This is a genomic window from Paenibacillus sp. SZ31 (assembly GCF_012912005.1).
In the GTDB taxonomy this organism is placed as follows: Bacteria; Bacillota; Bacilli; order Paenibacillales; family Paenibacillaceae; genus Paenibacillus.
In genome coordinates, this window is record NZ_JABBEA010000016.1 from 113,421 (window position 1) to 134,545 (window position 21,125).

Here is a 21,125-nt window from a genome sequence, read left to right on the forward strand (position 1 = left end):
ACCTTATATAGAACTGAAAATACATTAGAAATGCAGGAGGATTGAACATGGAAAATGTAATGCTGGGTTATCCCCTTTCACCACAACAGAAACGACTGCATGAACTGAATAATAATGGATTAACATCACTGGTCCCAAATGTAATTGCTGTTAACATCGAAGGTGAGTGCTCGAATGGTCAGATTGAATTAGCCGTGAAGAGAATAGCCGAGAAATACAGCACACTCCGCACTTCCATAGAAGCTGATCCCAATTATGGGGTGCATCTTCAGAAGGTAGATTCGGAGACCAGAAGCCGATTCCGTACTGCATATTCCGATGAATCCATTCAGGAACAGGATATTCAAGGGTTAATCCAAAAAGAGTTGGGCACATGGACAGATGATTATTCGCTGGAAGCCATTAACGTGGATCTGTCCGAACGTTCCAAAGTATTGATTCTCGCCTTTGATCCACAGTTCTCGGATATTGAACCTGCCGTTATTCTTGAAGACTTGTCACAATTAATTGCGGCTGAGGTGGACCCGGAACTTCTGGAAGAAGAGGTCCCGTATTATGCTGTATCCGAGTGGTTGAATGACCTGCTGACCAATGATGAGCATGCGGAGGAAAGAAGTTTTTGGAACAATAAACGCTTCGATCACATCAACAAGCAATTGTCCATGGCATCTGGTAGCGGTTCCCCGAGTATTACGATGGCAAGTTTCCCTGTGGAAGGGTCACCAGAATTATGGGCTGAACTTGAGAAGGTAGCGGAGAAGGCTGGAAGCACAATAGATAACGTTACGCTCGCCTGCTGGAATCTGACTTTGCATCTGCTGGGCGAGGATAAGGAACTAACGGTTGGCGTACATACGCGTGGCCGACAAGATGAGGATTTGGAGAAGGTTGTCGGTGCATTGAATCGATACGTACCTCTGTATTCCAGCTGGAAAGAGGACGACACGCTGGCTCAGTTTTTACACAGAACGACGAGTGAAGCGAAAGATAGTGCGGAATATGCAGATTATTTTGACTTCAAAATGTTTGGCAGATCGGATTCAAGCCAGTCTGTGTTCTCCTATGGATTTGAGAGTAGGGATGCCTCATCCGTGGTGGAATCGAGTGGTCACACGTTCCGGGTCGTGTATCAGTCGGAACAGATTGAACCGGTTCACCTTGGACTCAACATCCAGCAATATCCTGAACGTAGAGATATCGTTCTTCGTTATAACGAGGAAGTGTACACTCCGACAGAGATTGGATACGTGGCGGATATTTTCACACATATTTGCAACAATGCCTATGTGAATCTGGCTGAACCCGTATCGACCAATATCATCCCTGATCATCTGACAGTTGCATTGCAATCGATTCTTCAAGGAGAGGTTCGGGAATATGCCACCTCGACATTGGTGGAGATGCTGGACGAACAAGCCTTGAAGACGCCAGATCAGATTGCGGTTGTGTCTGGTAACACTTTGCTTACGTTCCGGGAAATCCATGAGAAGTCCAGACAGCTTGCCCACTATCTGCAGCGGACAAGAAGCGTCGGACATGGAGATGTAGTCGGCGTCAGCGTGGAGAGATCTCCTGAGCTGGTCATAGCCCTTCTGTCGGTACTTCGAGCAGGTGCTGCTTATGTACCGCTTGATCCGGATTATCCGAATGAGCGATTGTCCTATATCCGTGAGAATGCCCGCATTGAGACGGTGCTGTTGTTGAATCAAAACAATGAACGGCTCAACTCCCTTTTTGCCAATCCTGTATTCCTTGAAGAAGAAGGTGAGGTAATTGCGAACGAGCCCACGGATGCACCGGCAATCGGAGTAGATGCCAGAGATATCGCCTATATCCTCTATACTTCCGGTTCCACAGGCAGACCCAAAGGGGTCAAAGTGTCACATCAGGCCATCAGCAACCATATGCATTGGATGAACAATGAATTTCCATTGACCGGAGAAGACGCTGTATTGCAGAAAACATCGATTAATTTCGATGCATCCGTATGGGAATTCTATGCACCGCTCACTACAGGCGCAAGGCTGGTTCTTGCTGAGCCGGACAAGCACGCGGATCCCGACTATCTGCTCGATATTATTCATAAGGAACGGATTACGACGTTACAGGTTGTACCTACCATGCTTCAGGCTTTGGTGGAAAAAGAAACCCTCTCTTCAGCACCGTTAAAAAGGGTGTTCAGTGGTGGAGAAAGACTGGGAATTCCGCTTCAGAAGGCTTTCTTTGCCGGATCCAATGCGCAGTTAATTAACTTGTACGGCCCAACCGAGGCAAGTATTGATACGACTTATCATATCTGTGACAAGGATAACGTTCATGAAACGATCGGCAGACCCATTCATAATACGAACCTTCTCGTGCTGGACTCGAACCTGAATCTTGTTCCGCCAGGTGTTGCCGGAGAGTTATATATCAGCGGAAAGGGTCTGGCAGATGGATATGTGGATGAACATTTAAATGACCAGGCTTTCCTGGCACGTTCTTATGCGCCGGACAACGTGATGTACAAAACCGGAGACAGGGTCCGTTATTTCTCGGATGGTCATATCGAATACATTGGCAGGGTTGACCGGCAGGTGAAGTTAAGAGGTTACCGGATCGAACTCGGCGAGATCGAGAAGGTTCTGAACGAACACCCTCATGTGCGACTTGCCGCAGCGAAGCTGCTAGAGAAGACAGAATCGTTGCTGGCTGCCTATGTAGAGCTGGATAGCGCTGGAGAGATTAAGGATGTCAAACAGTGGATTTCGTCCGCGCTTCCCGAATATATGATTCCGAACGTCATCCAAGTGCTAGACCATTTACCGCTGCTGAGCAATGGAAAAATGGATTATCACGCTCTACCGGACGTAGATGTAAGTTCCGGGGCAGAATATGCCGCACCAACGACAACCGTTGAGCAGATTGTTGCGCAGATCTGGAGAACGGTATTGAAGCGGGAGCAGATTAGTATCGATGAGAATTTCTTTGCGCTCGGAGGGCATTCCCTTATCGCAACGCAGGTTATCTCTGGAATCAGACAACAGGCAGGTGTCAATCTGCCGCTACGTAAAATATTTGATGCGCCTACCATTCGTGAATTGTCCGAAGTGATTGAGAATCTGTTATTGGAAGCGAATGGATATTCTACGGAGGGTAATTAAGTGAAAAAATCTGGTGCAGTACTGAACAAAAGCGAACTGATTGATCGAATATTAAGTCAGATGAACGTGACCAATACAGTAGAGCGCACTTCTCGCGACATCAATCACTTTCCGCTATCTTTTGCTCAGAAGAGGTTGTGGCTTCAGCAGCAGATTGAGCCGGCAAGTACGGCATATAACATGGTATTCGCTAATGAGATTGTGGGAGAGTTCGATAAGTCTGCATTTGAACAAGCCATCGGACTGCTGGTGGAGAGGCAAGAGGCATTACAAGTTCGGATTGATGCTGAAGAAGGCATACCGTATCAATATATTCAGGAAGACCAACCGGATTATGAATGGGTTGATAGTTCGATGTATCCGGGCGATCAGGCCAATAGGAAGATTGTAGATAGAATTGAAAGGGCCGATGGCCCTTTTGATTTTACCCGGGACAGACTGTGCAGATTCAAAGTGTTTAAGCTGAACGATCAGCGCCATATTTTTGTTCTGATGATGCATCATATCATCTCGGATGGTCAATCGATCGAGATCATACGAAGAGACCTGTTATCTTATTATGAACATTTCCGTGGATTGGGCTCATTGCCATCATATAGTCCTTCCGCGACCCAATATATAGATTACTCGGTATGGCAGAATCAATTACTGGAAAGTAACGAGTTTGCTAATCAGAAGAGGTACTGGCTCGATCAACTGAAGGAACACTCCTATACGCTCAATTTGCCATATGACCATGAGCGTCCACAGAAACGGAGTGAAGAGGGGATATCAATATACTTCACGATTCCAGCACCTCTTACCAGCAGATTAAGAGAGATTTCGGAGAAGCATCATTCCACGCTATTTATGGTGATGTATACCTGTTTTGCGATTTTGTTACGTAAGTATTCGGGTGAAACGGATCTGATGATCGGGACGCCTGTCTCCAATCGGCCCCAGTCCGATCTGGAGAAGATTGTTGGTTTCTTTGTCAATACACTCGTACTGCGTAGCCGTATTGATGATCAGCAATCATTTCTGGAACACCTGGACGCTTCCAAAAATACGATCCTTGATGCGTTCGACCATCAGGATGTACCGATTGATCTATTGTTCGATGATCTGACCCAATCCAGAACAACGGGATATTCGCCATTGTTTCAGGTTATGTTCAGTCTGGCGAAGGCGAATCAGATCGAACAGAATGATCAACAGGCCGTGTTCAGGGAAATCAAGCTGAAGCAGAACAACACATCCAAATTCGATATGTCTCTGGACTTAACGGAAGATCTGGATGTGATTAAGGGGACGTTTGAATGTAGTCGGGATCTGTTCCACGTGAGTACGATTGAACGCTGGGCCAGTAATTTTATAGCGCTGCTTGAACATATTGTGGATCATCCAGGGAAGCCAATCGCAGGGGTTGGAGCCGTTAGTGATGAAGAACGACAGAAGGTTCTATATGAATGGAACGATACCGTAATGGATTACCCTGGTCATATCTGTGTACAACATCTGTTTGAAGCATCTGTAACCCGAGCCCCGGATAAGGTGGCTGTGGTATATGGGGGAGAACAATTATCTTATCGGGATCTGGACCGCCAAGCGAATCAATTGGCTCATCTTCTGATCGAAAAGGGAATTGGACCTGACAAGGCGGTAGCCATTGGTATAGAACGTTCGCTGCATTTACCCATTGCCCTTCTTGCCGTGTTAAAAGCGGGAGGAGCTATCGTACCTCTGGATCTGGATGCACCTGTGGAGCGAAATCGTCACATGTTAACAGATTCGGGAGCGTGCATCTGTCTCATCAATACGAATACGTTACCGATTCCGGATGATGTTGCCGTTCTGATCGACGTCTCTCAACCTGAAATGTATATGGACAAGCCGATAACAGTTCCGTCGACACCAGTGGGGCCTGATCATCTGGTAGCTATTTATTATACGTCAGGCACTACAGGGAAACCCAAAGGGGTATCTGTGCGGCACCAGGGGTGGGTGAACCGTATCTGCTGGATGCAGCACCAATTCAAGCTGGAATCCCATGAAACGGTACTTCAGAAAACAACCCTGACCTTTGATGATGTCGGTCTTGAATATTTCTGGACATGGATGGCAGGTGCCAGGGTAGCACTGTTGGAACCAGGATTTCATCGTGATCCGTATGCGATCATTCAAGCTTTGAAGCAATATGAAGTGGCCATCGTCTTTTTTGTTCCGAGCATGTTGAAGATGATTTTGGAGCGAATTGATGTGGCGGATCTGGAACAATTAGCATCATTACGGGATGTATTCTCCAGTGGAGAGGCATTGAAGCCCGAGATGGTTGCAGCGTTCCACAACCATCTTCCCGAGCGTAATCTGCATAACAGTTACGGGGTAACCGAAGTTTCCATTGATTCGACCATTCATATGAATGTGCAGCTGGAAGGTCAGCGCGCTCGAAGAAATATATCCATTGGTCGTCCAATCGGGAACAATTTCATCTACGTTCTGGACGAAATGCAGAAACCAGTGCCCATTGGGGTTCAGGGTCATTTGTATATTGGTGGTGTTGGTCTGGCGAGAGGTTACTATGGAGATCCCGTAAAGACCGAACAGGCTTTCTTTGCAAATCCGTTTACGGATGGACGGATGTACAGAACGGGCGACATTGCTTATTACGATGCCACTGGCAAGTTATACATTGTCGGACGAATAGACAACCAATTGAAGATCAGAGGCATGCGTGTAGAATTGGGGGAAATCACCGATGTAATCTCCAGACACGCTGATATTCAGGAGTGTGCGATGCTGGCTGAGAGATGGGGAGATGATGAAGAACTGTCACTGAGTGCTTACATTCAGCTGACTCCATCCTCTGAGATTCTCAGTACGGATCTTCGCAACTTCTGCCGAACCCTGCTGCCGAGTCACATGATTCCCTCACGTTTCATTACGATTGAACGTATTCCTCTCAACAGTAATGGCAAGTTGGACAAGGCAGCGCTGAAGCATCTGGACCGTGGTACATTGAACGATTATATCGCTGCTCCACAGGATGAGTTGGAAGAAAAGGTCATGCAGATTTTCATGGATATCCTTGGCGTGGACACCATCCATCTGCATGAAAGCTTTTTCGATCAGGGTGGACATTCCATCAAAGCCGTCCGTCTAATGGATGTTCTGAACAGAACATTCCAGACCGAGCTATCCGTGATCACCTTGTTTGATTACTCCACCGTGACCGAGATTGCACATATCATTCGGGAGGGGGATTTGCCCCAAGATCAATCGATTGTTGTGTTGAAAGAAGAAGGTCTTGCGGATGCAACTCCACTGTTTCTTATTCCGACGGGTGGCGGCAACCTGATCAATTATTATGAGTTGGTTAGCCAGCTGGAAGGCCTGAATATATACGGATTTGTGCCAAAAGGATATGAAAACGACGACGAACCGCTCTATACCGTTCAGGAACTGGCCCATTATTATTATGGTGTTCTTACGCAATTGAATCCGATAGGCCCGTACCGATTGCTGGGTTGGTCCTTTGGTGGCAATGTGGCCTTTGAGATGGCGCGGATCATCGAAGATGCAGGACAGCAGCTGGAGTGGCTGATCATTCTGGATGCACCTGCCCGAAGCCATGAACGGGATGTTCGTCCAATAAACAAGATGGAGGTTCTTGCCGAATTAGCACAAAACAATGGGTATGAGTTCAAGCACAATGCAGACTATGAAGCTCAGTTACAAGAAGCTATGAATCATTTCCCTGGTGAAAACACGCTTAGACATTTGAAAGTGCGCCTGGCCAATGAAGTGGCTTTTGATAACTACTATTCAGCAGAACCGATTCGGTCCGACATCCATCTGTTGTACGCAACCGCTCAGGATGAACGAACTCCAGTTCCGTTAACGGATGCACAGGTTTGGCACGCCAAGACGACAGGCACATGCACTTCAACGCCTATTCCAGGTCATCATGAGAATCTGATCGACTACAATCATGCTGTGAATGTGGCCCAATATGTGAATCGAATGGTGAAGGGATGGATCAGATGACTTTTGAAACGATGGAATCCAATGTGAGAAGTTATTGCAGACATTTCCCGGCCGTATTTGATAAAGCCAAAGATGATCAACTCTATACCGTGGATGGTCGTCCGTATATTGATTTCTTTGCAGGTGCTGGTGCACTTAACTATGGACATAACAATGAATATATCAAAAACGAAATCATGGCCTACATTGAATCGGATCGAATTATGCATGGGCTCGATATGTACACGCAAGCGAAGCTTGATTTTATTGAATATTTCTCTGAATCGGTACTGAAGAAAAAAGGGATGGAATACAAGCTTCAATTCTGCGGCCCTACCGGAACCAATGCGGTAGAAGCTGCGTTGAAGCTGGCACGCAAATATACGGGGCGGTCGGGTGTGTTTTCTTTCATGGGCGGTTATCATGGTATGTCCCTGGGGAGTCTGGCCGTGACCAGTAATCGGGACAGCCGACAGGGTGCAGGCAGAGCATTAGACGGTGTAACCTTTATTCCATATCCGAATGAGCATAATCATTATTTTGATAGTGCTGCCTACATCGAATATATTTTGGAAGATACCCACTCGGGTATTGAGAAGCCGGCTGCCATCATATTGGAGACGGTACAGGCAGAGGGTGGTATCTATGTTGCGGAGACTTCGTGGTTGAAGAAAATCAGGGCCATCTGTGATCGCTACGACATATTGTTAATATGCGACGATGTGCAGGTGGGATGCGGTAGAACGGGGCCGTTCTTCTCCTACGAGCGAGCCGAGATACTTCCTGATCTGGTCGTTCTCTCCAAATCTATTAGCGGGTATGGATTGCCGATGTCCTTGTTGTTGATGAAGCCGCATCTCGATATCTGGAATCCGGGCGAACATAATGGAACCTTTCGCGGGAACCAGCTGGCCTTTATCGCAGCCAAAGCAGCACTGGAATACAGGGAACAGGTGTCTCTGGAAGAGCAGGTGTATGCGAAAGAGACCATGTTGAAGCAGGTATGGCAGGAGGAAATATCGACACAGTACCCCAACATTGATATTCGGGGAATTGGTCTGATCTGGGGACTGGATTTCTCCAAATTCGAACCGGATATTGCGGCAAAGGTGCAGAAGGCTTGCTACGAGCGTGGACTTATTGTAGAGCGAGTAGGCAGGCATGATAGCGTGGTTAAGGTCATGCCTCCATTGAACATCTCCAATCACAATTTGCGAAAAGGAATCGACATCCTGAAGGAAAGCATTGCTTCGGTGTTGACGTTGCAAGAGGAGAAGGTTGTACAAAAGATTTAACTTTCTAAAATAGATCATTCGATTGAAACAAGCGGAGCAGGAATGACTTCGCTTGTCTTCATTCTTTATAGCCGGATGGAAGAGATGGATGAATGAGATACAGGTTCAACGTAGGCGGAGGTGAGCCATGGAGATTTTCAAAAACAAGAACTTCAGTTTGATGTTTTTTGGCAGAATCTTGACCAATATTGGAGATAGTTTATACGCGGTATCCGCCATGTGGCTGGTCTACAATCTGGGAGGATCCTCATTTTATACAGGACTCGCGGGTTTTTTGTCCATTTTGCCGAAAATTATTCAACTGTTATCCGGACCAATGATAGATCGGATTCCGATTCGGGGGATTCTCGTCTATAGTCAGTTAATTCAGGCTGTATTGTTATTAATTGTGCCGATTGCAGCGTACTATGATTTTCTGAGCGTAGGCTTGGTATTGGTGATCACCCCTATTCTGAACATCTGTAATACCTGGGTGTATCCGGTTCAGATGTCAGCTCTGCCAAGAGTCTTGGAGAAACACCAACTTACGCAGGGCAATTCTCTGTTCTCCATCGCTTATCAGGGTATCGATGTGGCTTGCAATGCCATCTCCGGGATCCTCATTGTTGCACTGGGCGCGGTATCTCTGTATTTTTGGAATGCCATCGGTTTCTTCATAGGTGCGCTGTTATTCTCCCAATTGCGGATTGCTCCTTATATCATGGAATCGAAAATGAAGAAGGAACAGGATACATACGATGAGATCATTGAACCGGTGAACAAGAGTACACCGTCAAGAATGCGTTTGTTTTTTCGAAATTACACGGATGATTTATTGAGCGGAATCATGCTGCTTACACGGTCGGCATTGGCCAAATTGCTCTTTGGCATTATGGTTATTAATGCTGCGGGAGGAGCGACATTCAGTGTGCTACCCATATACAGTGATGAGATCGGCGGAGCTGGTATCTACGGGTTGATGCTGATGGCACAGGCGCTCGGTAGCGTCATTGGCGCAACATGTGCACCGTATCTCAGACTGGAAAATGTGCGTTTGGGTCGGTTGTATTCTGTGGCATACATCATCTCCGGGATCGCTTGGATCGGATGTATATTTACCCCATGGAGCTGGCTGAGCATTCTGGTATACGGACTGGCCTGGGTTCCCGGCGGAGCCGTTAACGTCATCATCAATACCGTTGTGCAGAAGGGGGTGCCGCAGCAATATTTGGGTTTGGTTTTCTCCGCGACGATGGCTTTAAGCGGCATAGCTATGCCAATAGGCAGCTTGATCGGCGGTACGTTGGGGGTCTGGCTACAGAGTTCTACAGTCATTACCTTATGTGGAATTACCGTTGTTTTGGTAGGTGTATACTGGATGTTCGATCGCGTATCCCGCAACCTTCCTAAGACGGAGCAACTGGATGAAGGATATTTCAATTTCACACCACGTGGCGGCACGGCTCGCTCCAATAGCGAAATGGGGGTTTAACGCTGACACAGCATAATAAGCCCGTCGTTTATCTCTAAATTTCATATGTGAAAAAAATAAAAAAGGCACCTCCAGAATGGTATGAGGATAACGATTGGTTATCCCGTACCTGTTCCGTGAGGTGCCCTATTTAGGTTAGTTCATATTGAATGCTACCTGAGTAATGGCACATTACAGGTTAATTGTTGTTACTCCGTATAGTCACTTATCGCTGTACGCCCTGCCTCTACACTGATCCAATAGGAATAATCTTTGCGTACTTCCACATAGAGGTTAAGTTCCTGCGCATCAAGGTTACTTACCGTTAGTTTAAAATTGCCATAGGCATCTGTTGTAACCTGCTGCGTCTGGATGTGGTTTACAGCAGGCGAAGGACCATAAATTTTGATCGGCATTGTCTGGTTAGCATACGCTGGGAACGTACCTTGAAGGACCAGCGTGTGCTCGGCAGAATAGACTGCTTTCATAGTCTGATCCGGAAGCCCGCCGTTCTTTTCGTTCTCGGTAGCTTCAGTAGCATTCTTCGGTCTGCCCCGTAGTTCGAAGCCTTTTTCCTTCAGGTTCTGGAGAAAAACAACGGCCTCTGCCCGGGTCAAGGATTCATGTCCCGCATAACCTTGCACCGTAGCTGCCGTTTTGCCGGATGAGTAGCCCATGTTCAGCAGATACCGGATGGCATCTTCATCCTTGATATAATTTTTACCGCCGAGACCAGATACAATCACAGCTACTTCTGTCCGGTTCAAGGCATGATTGCGCAGCTTCGGATTCTGCTTGCTGGCATCCAGATTCAGATTCAACGCGGAAGCATAGGTATAGTAACGATCACTCCAGATGTTCCCTTTGGCACCTTGTCCCTCCACAGCATCAATACTCTGAGTGACATCGGAATTCGCATACAGCTTGAACAACATGGAGAGGAATTCGGCTTCACTCACCTGATTGTTGGGTTTGAACGTTCTATCCTCGTATCCACTGACCATCTCCTGTTGAACGGCCCATTGAATGGCATCTTTCGCCCAATGTGTACGGATATCAGTTAATTGGGGGATTCCTGTGACCGTAACAGAGACAACCGCTTCTTTCCCTTCAAAACGAATCCGGATTTCGGCTTTACCGGCCTGAAGTCCGACTATTTTTCCATCCTTGATGGCAATGCGATCTGACGTCGTGGTGAAGGAAACGTTAGACTGTGGAACATAGGATGTTCCGTTATCATTCACGGCAGTGATCGAAGGAAGATCAATCTGTTCTCCTGCTCGAACGTTCAGGTTTTGTTGTCCTGGCGTTATGCGGGTAAGAGTGGTATCTTGAACACCGTCAACATGGAAGAAACGCGTGGAGTATGAGATTTCCGCTGCTGTACCGTTCTTCTTTTGCAGACCTGTAATTCGAATGTTGAACGTATCGCCGTTCTTTAACAATTGCACATCATCGGGACGGAAGATAATGGCGTATCCATATCCATATCCACCTGTCTCTACATTGAAATAGGCTTGATTAAACCATTGTGTATCCGCAGGGTCCACATTGTAATAACCGGTTGGAAAGCCACTGTTCTGGTTCTTGGCATTAAAGGTCCACGTACGTTGATCGGAAGTCCGAGTCATCTCAACCTTTACGTCAGACAATGATGGCTTCGCGAATACATCTGTATTCAGTTGAACAGACCAGGCCTGTGTGCTGCCAAAGGCTTCGATTGGAAAGGCGCCCTGATTTGGGAACAGACTGTAGTTAAACGAAGTTCCCCCAGTTCTGCTCTTATCAAATACCTGCATGGCACTATAGTACTGATCATAGGTCTTGCCTGCTTCACTACGAGTGGCGAGTCCAAATCCGATTCGTTGCAGTTGTGGACTCAAAATCCAGCGCCGATGACCGAGTCGATCAATATTGGAGGCATCTGAATCATCCATGTAGGCCTGGATGCTCTTTGTCAGGACGTTATTCTTGGCACTGCTGGTAAGATACAGATTGGAGCTGCTGGCAGACTTTGAACCTGTATCAAAGAAATCTTTTGGCATATCTCCCGGCTGTTTCGGATAATGGGACAGGTACCCACCCGTGGAGACCACAACAGCCCCATGCTGGGCTTGACGATTCAATGTAGGATCAAGGACGAGATCGCCCTGTAGACCTGTGATAAAACGATAAAAGTTGGCTGCGTTCAGCCCCTGTTTCAGATAGGCATCATTTACCACACCAGCAGAGTAGGGAGCACTTGTCGAAGGTGTCTCTGTATACAGGGGAGATGTATCGTTGCCATTCATCCACTGATTCCACTTCTGGACAATCTCCTGCTGACTTCGCTCTGGCAGCAAACTGTCGATCTGTTCTGCATGTGCCGCTTGAGCACCCCATAACAGAAACAACAGGCCTGCCAAGGGCAGTGCGAACAGCGAATGCATTTTACTTTTCGGATAAACCATGTTTCCAACCCCTCTCAATTCTGAACGTACGAAGAACATATGCATGTACAGCATCATGCTATATTCATCGTCATTACAGTTGGTTTTGCTTAGAGAAAGGTATGGAGTGCATGGGTCGAGCGTGTGAATTAGGGTATTTGAATTAGCAGGAATGGTGGTTCAATTTGTGAAAAAAAGAGCACAGGCTACCCTGCTAATTCGGGACAGCTTGTACTCTTTCTACATATGTATCTACTTTTTAGTCGAGACTCAGGTCGAAATCAGGCTCACACATATAATCTAAAGGGTACAGATCATCTCGGGCTGAGATTAATGCACGGAAATGCAGGTAAAGATTATCAGGTTGCACCACAATGCCACCAACACGATACGGAACAAGTTCAGCTACTACAAACACATCTTCCGCATTGTTACATCTAAAAAGAACGTTCTTCGGATGAATGACTTCCTCCAGGTAACTGTATGTCATTACGTGAAATGTTTGTCCGCGCCAGTTTGTCTTGATCACTTTATAGGACTGTGTGCGAACAAGATCCAGATAACGTTCCAGCTGGAACGTATGCTCAAATTGCGTAATGTAACCTTTTTTGTCCACATCAATCGTAAACTCGACATCATAGCTCACATGCATTTCATCTTTATAAGTTCCCTTCATGACCTTCATAGCGTCAAAGTGTGATCCGAATTCCGGATCTTGCACATAGGGAATGGTAACGAGTTCAGGATCAACATGATCTGTAATCTGGCTCTTACTGGAAGGTGGGGTGTAATACTTCGATGGCTGAAGATCAATCGATCCAATCATGCTTCCAGGAAAACCGGGGCTGCAAGATATTCGCATAGTCATCTCCTTTAAATTTAATCAGTAGTTAGACGAACGTCTAGGGAGAAAGTTGCACCATAATTAGGAAATAGAGGATGGGAAAGAGCCTGCATACTCTATCTCTCTGTATCGAGCAGGAACGAGTGGTAGGTAAGTTTTCTTTTCATATGGACAGGAGTACCTACGTTATTTCCAATCATTCCACTCTTTTGATACAGTATCTGTAGGACATAACGGAGATACATACCGTATATGAAACAATGGTTTCATGAATGGGTCATGGAGAACCATGCCCCATATCGCTCTCGGAGAGGAGTTCATCTAATGAATGTGAATCATAATGTGATCGAACAACAGTCTCTTACCTTTGTCGGCATCAAACGAACGTTCTCTTGTGTGGATGGTGAGAATTTAAGAGAAATTCCTAAGATGTGGCAGGATGCTTTGGCAGACGGAATTGAGGAACGTTTAAACGGGTTCAATAACGGGGCCATTCCCGGTTTGGTGGGCATCTGTATTGATCAGCGAGAGCTGCAGGACAACCAAATGGAGTACTGGATTGCTACCTCCCACGCAGGTGAAGTGCCTGAAGGTTTGGTGTCCATCGAACTTCCCGCGTCCCATTGGGTTGTATTTGAAGCTGAAGAACTAGAACCGGAAGCGATACAACGGTTGTGGCACTATATTATGACAGAGTGGTTTCCTTCCACTTCATATCAGCATGCAGGGATTCCGGAACTTGAAGTGTACAGAGGTCACGGCGCACCACCGCAAGTGTGGATACCTGTGGTTGTTCAAAAAGTCCGTTTTTGATTACGAAGGATGCCTGGAGGCATCATCAGCGTCGAATATGGCATTCAGCCGAAATAAGTGGGAGGCTTACGAAGTATGTTTCCTTTGGAAACATTGCGGTTGCTCACGTAGTTTTCCCTACGCTCCGCTACTCCATTTCTACCTTCATCCCATCTTCTTGGTACTGAAAACCGCTCTTTTTGAACATGTATTATGAGCAAAATTGAATTTGGAGGTCTACGATGTTATCCAATAAAGTGATTGATCATTGCCAGGAGCAAGGCTGGTGGCATGAAGATGTTCCAGCAGCATATGAAGAAGCATTGCAAAAGCTGGAGATTGATCTTCAGTCGGATTTTGCACAATTTTATTTACATGCAGAGGATGGGCCGACTTTCTACAGCAGGCATCAGGAGTTGTATCAGATCTGCTGGTTTATGGAGAATACCGTATATATGGAAGACGTGACTGTAGCACAGCTCACATTGGGATTACCGGAAGCGTATATTCCACTGGATAGTTTTGAAGGTGAGGGTGGATTCTTCTACAACCGTCAGACGGGAGAAGTGGTGCTGGTGGAATTAGGCGAGTCCATCGAACGATTTCTTAATGGTGAGAGTAAGCCGCAGTGGCTCAATTTCAATGATTTTCTGGAGTGGTATTTCGTACTGGAGGAGGAGACGGTGCAATGAAAGATCTGACACCGGAACATGCCGAACTGGAGCGACAAATTATTGAAACGGTAGAAGCCGGTAATGTGCTGGATGAGACGCAGCAGCATGAACAAGCACTTATCTATTATGATCAGGCATGGGGCATGTTACCCGAGCCGAAGACGGATTGAGAGATTGCAAGTTGGATTGCATCCTGCCATGTGAATGCACATATCGACCTGAAGCAATATGAACTGGCGAAGCCGTGGGCTGAGATATCATTGCAAACGCGGAGTTCGGATAGAAGTACCAGTCCGTTGATCGATCTCGGCATGGTGTGCATGAGGCTTGAACAGCATGACGAGGCATATTCGTATTTGCATCAGGCGTATGAGTTCGGCAAAGAGCGCGCATTTCAGGGAAGCCCAAGGGACGTATTGATTTATTACAAGGAAGAGCGGGCTAAACGCAATTAGAGTGATTCCGACCATACCTTGAAATGGAAAGGGTACTCCAGTCGGCCAATGATTGACCATAGGAGTACCCTTTCGAGTTGAGTATTCGTTTATTACAGGATGTTTCACTTAAATCTAATCCGAAATGTTACGCGTATAATATTCGATAATATCCTTACGACGGATAATACCGAGGAAGACACGATCGACATCTACCACGGGCACAAAATTTTGGTCTGCTGCAAGTGTCAGCATATCCTCCATTTCAGCCTCAATGTAAACACATTCATTATATACCCGATTGTTAATCTCATGGACTTGAACCTGATCCATCGTATCAAAAGTCAATCCGGGTGTATTTCGCATTTTCCATAATAAATCGCCTTCGGAAAGGGTAGCAACATATTTTCCATCCTGGTCAATCACGGGAATGGCGGTGTAGTGCTGCGATTCCAGTTGCTCAATAGCATCTTTCATGGAAGCGGTAGACTTGATATAGGCCACTTCGGCTTTGGGGAGTAAAAAATAGCTGATTTCCATCATCGGGCTCCTTTTCAGCCTTTTGCATAGCAAAAAAGCTTTAGTATGTAATCTCACTCTTCTTATTTAAACATATTATGTGAGCTTTCGGCTATTTTTAATGATAAATTCGTCAGATTTGTTTCATTGTTTAAATGGCTCTGGAAATCTATAGTGTATATTAGAGGTGATATAACCATGAAATCCAAACGTAAATTAATGTACGGACTGCTGCCCATCTTATTTGCAGGTGGAATCGGAATGTATCTATACATGCAGAATAACAATAACAAAGAAGCAGAGGCCAAACCCCAGACCACCGTGAATCAGTACATAGAGCATCTGCAGAAAAAAGAGTATGACCAGCTGTATACGTTGATGACGCCTGCTTCGCTACAAGACTCGGGCATGAACAAGGAACAATTTGTCGAAAAATACAATGCGATCTATTCAGGTATGGAAGTATCCACCGTCAAGGCGGAGGTTAAACCTGTGGATGTTGCCGAAACGGCATCTGATGACAGTAAGACAGCTGCAGAGAATAAAGACGCGGATACGTATGAAGTGGACTATGACCTGCAACTGACAACCTTTTTGGGAGAAGTTAGTGAGACACATACACTGAAACTGGTCCGGCAGGAGCTTGAGGATGGGAGCAAAAACTGGCAAATTAACTGGCAGCCTTCGTTGATCCTGACTGACATGATTAAGGGCAGCAAGGTACGAGTTAGAACACTGTTCCCGGATCGTGGAAACATTGTAGATCGTGATGGCTTGCCGCTGGCTACCCAGGGTACGATGAATGAATGGGGCATTGTACCTGAGAAACTGGGTGACAACCCTGATCAGATGATTGCTCGAATCGCGAGCCATTATCAGGTTTCGGAAGATGCCATTCACAAGGCGCTTGCGCAGACATGGGTGAAGCCGGAATATTTTGTTCCGATTGCTTCAACGGAGGAGTTTGACGTACCTGCGTCTTTAAGCGGGGTTACGCTGCAAAGCAAGGAAATCCGTTATTATCCACTTGGTGAGGCAGCTGCACACCTGATTGGTTACGTGCGGAAAGCCACCAAAGAAGATCTGGATAAGGATACAGAAGGGTATTATCGCGCAGAGGATTGGATCGGCAAAGCAGGCTTGGAGCAGTCCATGGAGAACCAGCTGCGCGGTGAACGTGGCGGTCTGATTGAAATCACGGATGAGTCCGGCAACTCCCGCTCTGAGCTTATTCGTAAGGATGCTGTAGATGGACAGGATGTGCAACTCACGATTAGCTCCAAACAACAAAAGAAACTGTATCAGACATTATCCAGCGGAGGAGATGCCGGAGCGATGGTACTGATGAATCCAACGGACGGCAACCTGCTGGCGTTGGTCAGTGCGCCTTCCTATAACCCGAACAAGATGGTTACAGGACTTACTCAGGCAGAGTGGGATGCATACTCGGCGAATGAGAAGCTTCCTTTTATCAACAGAGTCACTACCCGATATGCACCGGGATCAACCTTCAAAGCGATTACAGCCGCAGCGGGACTGATGGAGAAGGTGACCACAGCGGACAAAACACATGATATCTCTGGCTTGCAATGGCGTAAAGATGATAGTTGGGGCGGTTATTATGTCAAGCGTGTGAAGAGTTTATCTCCGGTGAATATGGTCGATGCACTGGTGTACTCGGATAATATTTACTTTGCCATGGAAGCGATCGAGATGGGCAGCGCCAAGTTTATTGATGGGATCCAGAAGTTTGGTTTTGGCGATAACTTTGGACTGGATGAACTGTATCTGAAGCCGAGCCAATATGCCAACGAAGCAAATCTGAATCTGTCATCTGAGGTGTTACTCGCTGATACGTCCTACGGGCAAGGGGAGATGTTAATGTCCCCGATTCATCTTGCGTCAGCATTTACACCTTTTATTAATGAAGGAAAACTGGTGAATCCTGTTCTGATCGAGGGAAAAGAAAGCACTGACCCTGAGGTGATTATTACTCCGGAAGCCGCTAATACGGTTAAGGATGCTTTGGGAGAAGTTGTTTCCCGGCAGGGAGGCACCGCCCATACCTTGAACTCAATATCTGGAGGGCTAGCGGGCAAGACGGGAACAGCGGAACTGAAAGCGAAGAAGGGAGAGAAGGGGCAAGAGAACGGATTTTTCGTGGTGTTTGATACCGACTCTCCGACCTTCCTGTTATCAGCGGTGATTGAAGAGGTGAACGGCCGGGGCGGAAGCCACTATGTCGTGGATAAATTGAAGCCTTTCTTGGAGAAGTTGGAGATTACGCAGTAACTCTGATTTAATATATAGCCTCGCAAGCATAATAAAAAGACCCGGTCTCCATGTTATATAAAATGTACCCTATAAGATGGACACTTTGAAAAAAGCCCATCTTATAGGGTATTTTGTTTATAATGAAAAAAAACGATGTTGGAGCGGAAATGTTATGACGAAAAGATTACTGACGAAGAAAGAACAAGAACAACTAAAACGGAATCCAAATGTGATCGCTGTTAGTGAAAAGGCGATTACGTATACCGATGAATTTAAGCGCCATTTCATTGCACAAAATGAGCAGGGTAAACTGCCACGAGACATTTTTGAAGAAGCGGGCTTAGATGTTGAATGTATTGGTTTAGAGCGTGTCCGTTCTTCTGGAAAACGTTGGCGTGCTTCGTATCGTGAAGCGGGTGTAGAAGGCTTACAGGATACACGTAAAACGAATTCAGGTCGCCCTTCGGAACGTGAATTAACATTAGAACAAAAGATTGAACGATTAGAAGCAAAAAATCAATTGTTACGAGCGGAAAATGAACTGCTAAAAAAGCTCGATCTACTCGAAAGACAGATGTTGAAAAAGAAATAAAAGTGGCTGTAGAGCTGAAGTTTGAACTCATTTATCGGACGATCCGAACGTATAAATTGAAGCGGTTGGTCAGCTATCTATGCGATGTTATGGAAGTATCACGTTCGGGTTATTACAATTACTCCACTGAAAAATCAGCGCAAAAGCGTATAGCTGAAGCCGAAGCAGATGAGATGGTAAAGGAAATGATTTTAAAGGCCTATCGATTCCGTGGACGTAAAAAAGGAGCACGCCAAATTAAAATGACATTAGAAAATCAGTACAAGATGACGTACAACTTGAAGCGGATTCGTCGGATCATGAAGAAATTTGAAATCATCTGTCCCATTCGAAAGGCTAATCCAGCCCGTAGAATGGCAAAAGCAACGAAAGAACATCGCACATGTCCAAACAAATTACAGCGCAATTTTAAGCCAGGCGAGGCGGGAAAGGTGTTATTAACCGACATCACCTATTTAACGTACAAAGGCAACCAGCGAGCTTATTTATCAACCATTAAAGACGCACAGACGAATGAGATTTTAGCGTATGAAGTGTCTTCTTCGTTACGCATAGACATTGCGCTGAACACGCTTCATCAATTGAAGAAACACCGCCATATCACAAAAGATGCGTTGATCCATTCCGATCAAGGCTTTCATTATACGAACCCACAATTCCAATCCGTAGTGAAAAAAATGGGGTTAACTCAATCCATGTCACGACGAGGAAACTGTTGGGATAACGCTCCCCAAGAATCATTCTTTGGGCATTTTAAGGATGAAACGAATATCAAAGAATGCGAAACATTAGAAGAAGTAAAACGAGAAATTAAGAGTTACATGACGTACTATAATCATTATCGAGGGCAATGGAATTTGAAAAAGCTGCCGCCTGTAAAATACAGACAGCAGCTTCAACAAGTTGCCTAGTTTTTTTTCAAAATGTCCTTTACAAAGGGTACACTTTAATAGTTCGAACATGAGACTGGGCCTTTTTTTGTTTCATTTTATTCAATATGGAATCATTTATTTCCGAGCAGTAATCATGAAGCGTGCCGAGTTGGTACGAATGCCCTTCTCGTCGTGATTTTCTTTCACAAACTGCTGGAATCGCTCAAAGTCAGTGTCTACCTTTCCAAAATCAGGAATGATGGGTGCATGGGTTAGGAGAAACATCAAATCTTCGGGTGTAGCGTAATGCTCCACTACATTATATTCACGGGCCTGAATGTCCTTGAAACCTGCTTTTTGAAGTTCATGCTTGTATCGTTCCATCAATGTGCCAGGTTGAATGCCAAGACTTTGTCCACGGCCAAAAGCTTCTGAAATGTTGGATTTATCATGTTCACTGACCTGCTGGGTTAGAAATATCCCGCCCTCAGCGAGCACTCTGAAGACTTCTGAAGCAGAGAATCTGGAGTGTCTGGATGATACCACTTGAAAGAAATAATCTGGAAATGCCAGTGTCTCTGCGTCCATATACAGAAAGCGTACATTGGGATGGGCTCCCGCAGCGAGAAGATTACGCTGTGCGGTATCAATCATTCCTTGAGCAAGGTCGATTCCCACCAATAACAAGGCTTCTTTGGCAATGGACAGAATAGCTTCTCCACCACCCGTCCCAATATCCAGCAACAGATCTGACGAGCGCATATGGCGAACAACTTCCTCATAGAAGTTCCATCCGATGTTCTCAGAGACAACGTTCATGGAGCTGAAGTTCCAGCCATTCGTCCGGCCTACGCGTTCATAAAAGTCAGCGTAATCTATTTTGTTTTTCATTCTCATATTCCTCCAATGTGAGTTTGTTTGAATAGGACAAGAGAGTTGTACGAAATCGTTCTATTGTAAATGGTCGAATCGGATCAAATGGACAGACTTGTCCCTTGATAGCTGGTACGCGTTTTGACCCAGCCCGACGACTATTTACTTCGAACCATTCGGAGCAACATCCATGTCACCTCACAAGTTGGAATGTCTCCATTATATTCAATTGACAGCGTATACGCGAGGTGTTATTTTGAGGTGGAATCTATTCTATGAGTTCGAGGTGATCGATGGTGGCTATTCGTGCTAAGCAGATTTTTGTCAATTTACCTGTCCAAGATTTGAAGAAATCCGTTGAGTTTTTTACCAAGGTGGGGTTTGAGTTTGACGCCAATTTTACGGACGAGTCCGCTACTTGTATGATCATCGGGGAAAATATTTACGCCATGCTTCTGGTGGAGGAACGTTTCCAATCCTTCATCTCGAAAAAAATCTCCAATGCTTCCGATACAACCGAAGTCATCGTTGCCCTGTCTGTAGATAGTCGTGAGCAGGTGGATGTGATTGTGCAAGCTGCCCTCGATGCAGGAGGGAAACCATCCAACGAACCACAGGATCATGGATTCATGTATGGATGGAGTTTTCAAGATCTGGATGATCACCTGTGGGAAGTTTCCTATATGGATCTAAGTGCTTTTCCTTCGGAGTGACAAAATGAAAATAACTAGAGCCTTCCTATATTAAAGTAGGAAGGTTTTTTTGCATCCAGTATGACTCGTTCAAACGTGATATCTATAGAACATATGGTGTATTTTACCTTTTTGCTATATGATAAATGTCGATTCACGTTGGCGATTTGAATCGAAGCATGCAACATGCTGAAGTATCAGAGAGTGAAGGTTACATATGTTTTTTTAGATGGAGGG

15 protein-coding genes are annotated in these 21,125 nt (G+C 45.7%); 11 read left to right on the plus strand and 4 right to left on the minus strand.

All coding sequences use genetic code 11. The features are described from left to right. Positions 1-47: 47 nt before the first annotated feature. From HF638_RS23645 to HF638_RS23660, 4 genes are all read left to right on the plus strand, one after another. Positions 48-3,143 carry an amino acid adenylation domain-containing protein gene (locus HF638_RS23645; RefSeq protein WP_169482404.1) on the plus strand — a complete coding sequence of 1,032 codons (3,096 nt, stop codon included), beginning with the start codon at positions 48-50 and terminating at the stop codon, positions 3,141-3,143. Next, the gene (locus HF638_RS23650) at positions 3,144-7,169 is read left to right on the plus strand and encodes a non-ribosomal peptide synthetase (protein ID WP_169482405.1); all 4,026 of its coding nucleotides are present in this window, start codon (positions 3,144-3,146) and stop codon (positions 7,167-7,169) included. It abuts the gene before it with no gap. Next, positions 7,157-8,443, plus strand: coding sequence for a diaminobutyrate--2-oxoglutarate transaminase (gene ectB, locus HF638_RS23655; RefSeq protein WP_211175761.1), 1,287 nt, complete (start codon positions 7,157-7,159; stop codon positions 8,441-8,443). The genes HF638_RS23650 and ectB overlap by 13 nt, the downstream gene beginning before the upstream one ends. Before the next feature lie 127 nt (positions 8,444-8,570). Then, positions 8,571-9,914, plus strand: coding sequence for an MFS transporter (locus HF638_RS23660; RefSeq protein WP_169482407.1), 1,344 nt, complete (start codon positions 8,571-8,573; stop codon positions 9,912-9,914). 188 nt (positions 9,915-10,102) lie between these two features. On the opposite strand, the gene HF638_RS23665 is transcribed toward HF638_RS23660, so the two are convergent. Together HF638_RS23665 and HF638_RS23670 are read right to left on the minus strand one after the other, a co-directional pair. Beyond that, on the minus strand, positions 10,103-12,343 hold the full coding sequence (locus tag HF638_RS23665) for an S-layer homology domain-containing protein (RefSeq protein ID WP_169482408.1): 2,241 nt from the start codon (positions 12,341-12,343) through the stop codon (positions 10,103-10,105). Positions 12,344-12,581: 238 nt separating this feature from the next. Further along, positions 12,582-13,184, minus strand: coding sequence for a hypothetical protein (locus tag HF638_RS23670; protein ID WP_169482409.1), 603 nt, complete (start codon positions 13,182-13,184; stop codon positions 12,582-12,584). 306 nt (positions 13,185-13,490) lie between these two features. Between HF638_RS23670 and HF638_RS23675 the strand changes: the two genes are divergently transcribed. The 4 genes from HF638_RS23675 to HF638_RS28460 all read left to right on the plus strand — a co-directional run bounded on the left by HF638_RS23675 (position 13,491) and on the right by HF638_RS28460 (position 15,087). Further along, the gene (locus tag HF638_RS23675) at positions 13,491-13,979 is read left to right on the plus strand and encodes a GyrI-like domain-containing protein (protein ID WP_169482411.1); all 489 of its coding nucleotides are present in this window, start codon (positions 13,491-13,493) and stop codon (positions 13,977-13,979) included. 221 nt (positions 13,980-14,200) lie between these two features. Continuing rightward, entirely contained in the window at positions 14,201-14,650 is a 450-nt protein-coding gene (locus tag HF638_RS23680) for a hypothetical protein (protein WP_169482413.1), read from the plus strand. Next, complete coding sequence (locus HF638_RS28455) at positions 14,647-14,802, plus strand: hypothetical protein (protein ID WP_211175762.1); 156 nt, start codon at positions 14,647-14,649, stop codon at positions 14,800-14,802. Before HF638_RS23680 ends, HF638_RS28455 begins: the two co-directional genes overlap by 4 nt. A 30-nt stretch (positions 14,803-14,832) precedes the next feature. After that, positions 14,833-15,087 carry a hypothetical protein gene (locus tag HF638_RS28460; RefSeq protein WP_211175763.1) on the plus strand — a complete coding sequence of 85 codons (255 nt, stop codon included), beginning with the start codon at positions 14,833-14,835 and terminating at the stop codon, positions 15,085-15,087. 114 nt (positions 15,088-15,201) lie between these two features. On the opposite strand, the gene HF638_RS23690 is transcribed toward HF638_RS28460, so the two are convergent. Further along, positions 15,202-15,606: a CBS domain-containing protein gene (locus tag HF638_RS23690; protein WP_062836321.1), complete on the minus strand. Its 405-nt coding sequence runs from the start codon at positions 15,604-15,606 to the stop codon at positions 15,202-15,204. Positions 15,607-15,783: 177 nt separating this feature from the next. Here HF638_RS23690 and pbp4 point away from each other — a divergent pair, with 177 nt between their 5' ends. Beyond that, the gene (pbp4, locus tag HF638_RS23695) at positions 15,784-17,877 is read left to right on the plus strand and encodes a penicillin-binding protein PBP4(5) (RefSeq protein WP_169482414.1); all 2,094 of its coding nucleotides are present in this window, start codon (positions 15,784-15,786) and stop codon (positions 17,875-17,877) included. A 154-nt stretch (positions 17,878-18,031) separates the two neighbouring features. Beyond that, a protein-coding gene (locus HF638_RS23700; RefSeq protein WP_248278247.1) for an IS3 family transposase occupies positions 18,032-19,362 on the plus strand; the annotation gives its coding sequence in 2 pieces (ribosomal slippage) (positions 18,032-18,413 and positions 18,413-19,362; 1,332 coding nt in all). Positions 19,363-19,458: 96 nt separating this feature from the next. Here HF638_RS23700 and HF638_RS23705 read toward each other — a convergent pair. Beyond that, positions 19,459-20,214 (minus strand): class I SAM-dependent methyltransferase, encoded by a 756-nt coding sequence (locus tag HF638_RS23705; RefSeq protein WP_169482415.1) that lies wholly within the window; start codon positions 20,212-20,214, stop codon positions 19,459-19,461. A gap of 278 nt (positions 20,215-20,492) precedes the next feature. On the opposite strand from HF638_RS23705, the gene HF638_RS23710 reads away from it, so the two are divergent. After that, positions 20,493-20,909, plus strand: coding sequence for a VOC family protein (locus tag HF638_RS23710; protein WP_169482426.1), 417 nt, complete (start codon positions 20,493-20,495; stop codon positions 20,907-20,909). The last annotated feature ends 216 nt before the right edge of the window (positions 20,910-21,125 follow it).

Excerpts from the sequence above, each read along its gene's own strand:
- HF638_RS23675 (WP_169482411.1), top strand. The coding sequence starts at position 13,491 with ATGAATGTGAATCATAATGTGATCGAACAACAGTCTCTTACCTTTGTC.
- HF638_RS28455 (WP_211175762.1), top strand. The coding sequence starts at position 14,647 with ATGAAAGATCTGACACCGGAACATGCCGAACTGGAGCGACAAATTATT.
- ectB (WP_211175761.1), top strand. The coding sequence starts at position 7,157 with ATGGATCAGATGACTTTTGAAACGATGGAATCCAATGTGAGAAGTTAT.
- HF638_RS23680 (WP_169482413.1), top strand. The coding sequence starts at position 14,201 with ATGTTATCCAATAAAGTGATTGATCATTGCCAGGAGCAAGGCTGGTGG.
- HF638_RS23670 (WP_169482409.1), bottom strand. The coding sequence starts at position 13,184 with ATGCGAATATCTTGCAGCCCCGGTTTTCCTGGAAGCATGATTGGATCG.
- HF638_RS23690 (WP_062836321.1), bottom strand. The coding sequence starts at position 15,606 with ATGGAAATCAGCTATTTTTTACTCCCCAAAGCCGAAGTGGCCTATATC.
- HF638_RS23705 (WP_169482415.1), bottom strand. The coding sequence starts at position 20,214 with ATGAAAAACAAAATAGATTACGCTGACTTTTATGAACGCGTAGGCCGG.
- HF638_RS23645 (WP_169482404.1), top strand. The coding sequence starts at position 48 with ATGGAAAATGTAATGCTGGGTTATCCCCTTTCACCACAACAGAAACGA.
- HF638_RS23665 (WP_169482408.1), bottom strand. The coding sequence starts at position 12,343 with ATGGTTTATCCGAAAAGTAAAATGCATTCGCTGTTCGCACTGCCCTTG.
- HF638_RS23660 (WP_169482407.1), top strand. The coding sequence starts at position 8,571 with ATGGAGATTTTCAAAAACAAGAACTTCAGTTTGATGTTTTTTGGCAGA.
- pbp4 (WP_169482414.1), top strand. The coding sequence starts at position 15,784 with ATGAAATCCAAACGTAAATTAATGTACGGACTGCTGCCCATCTTATTT.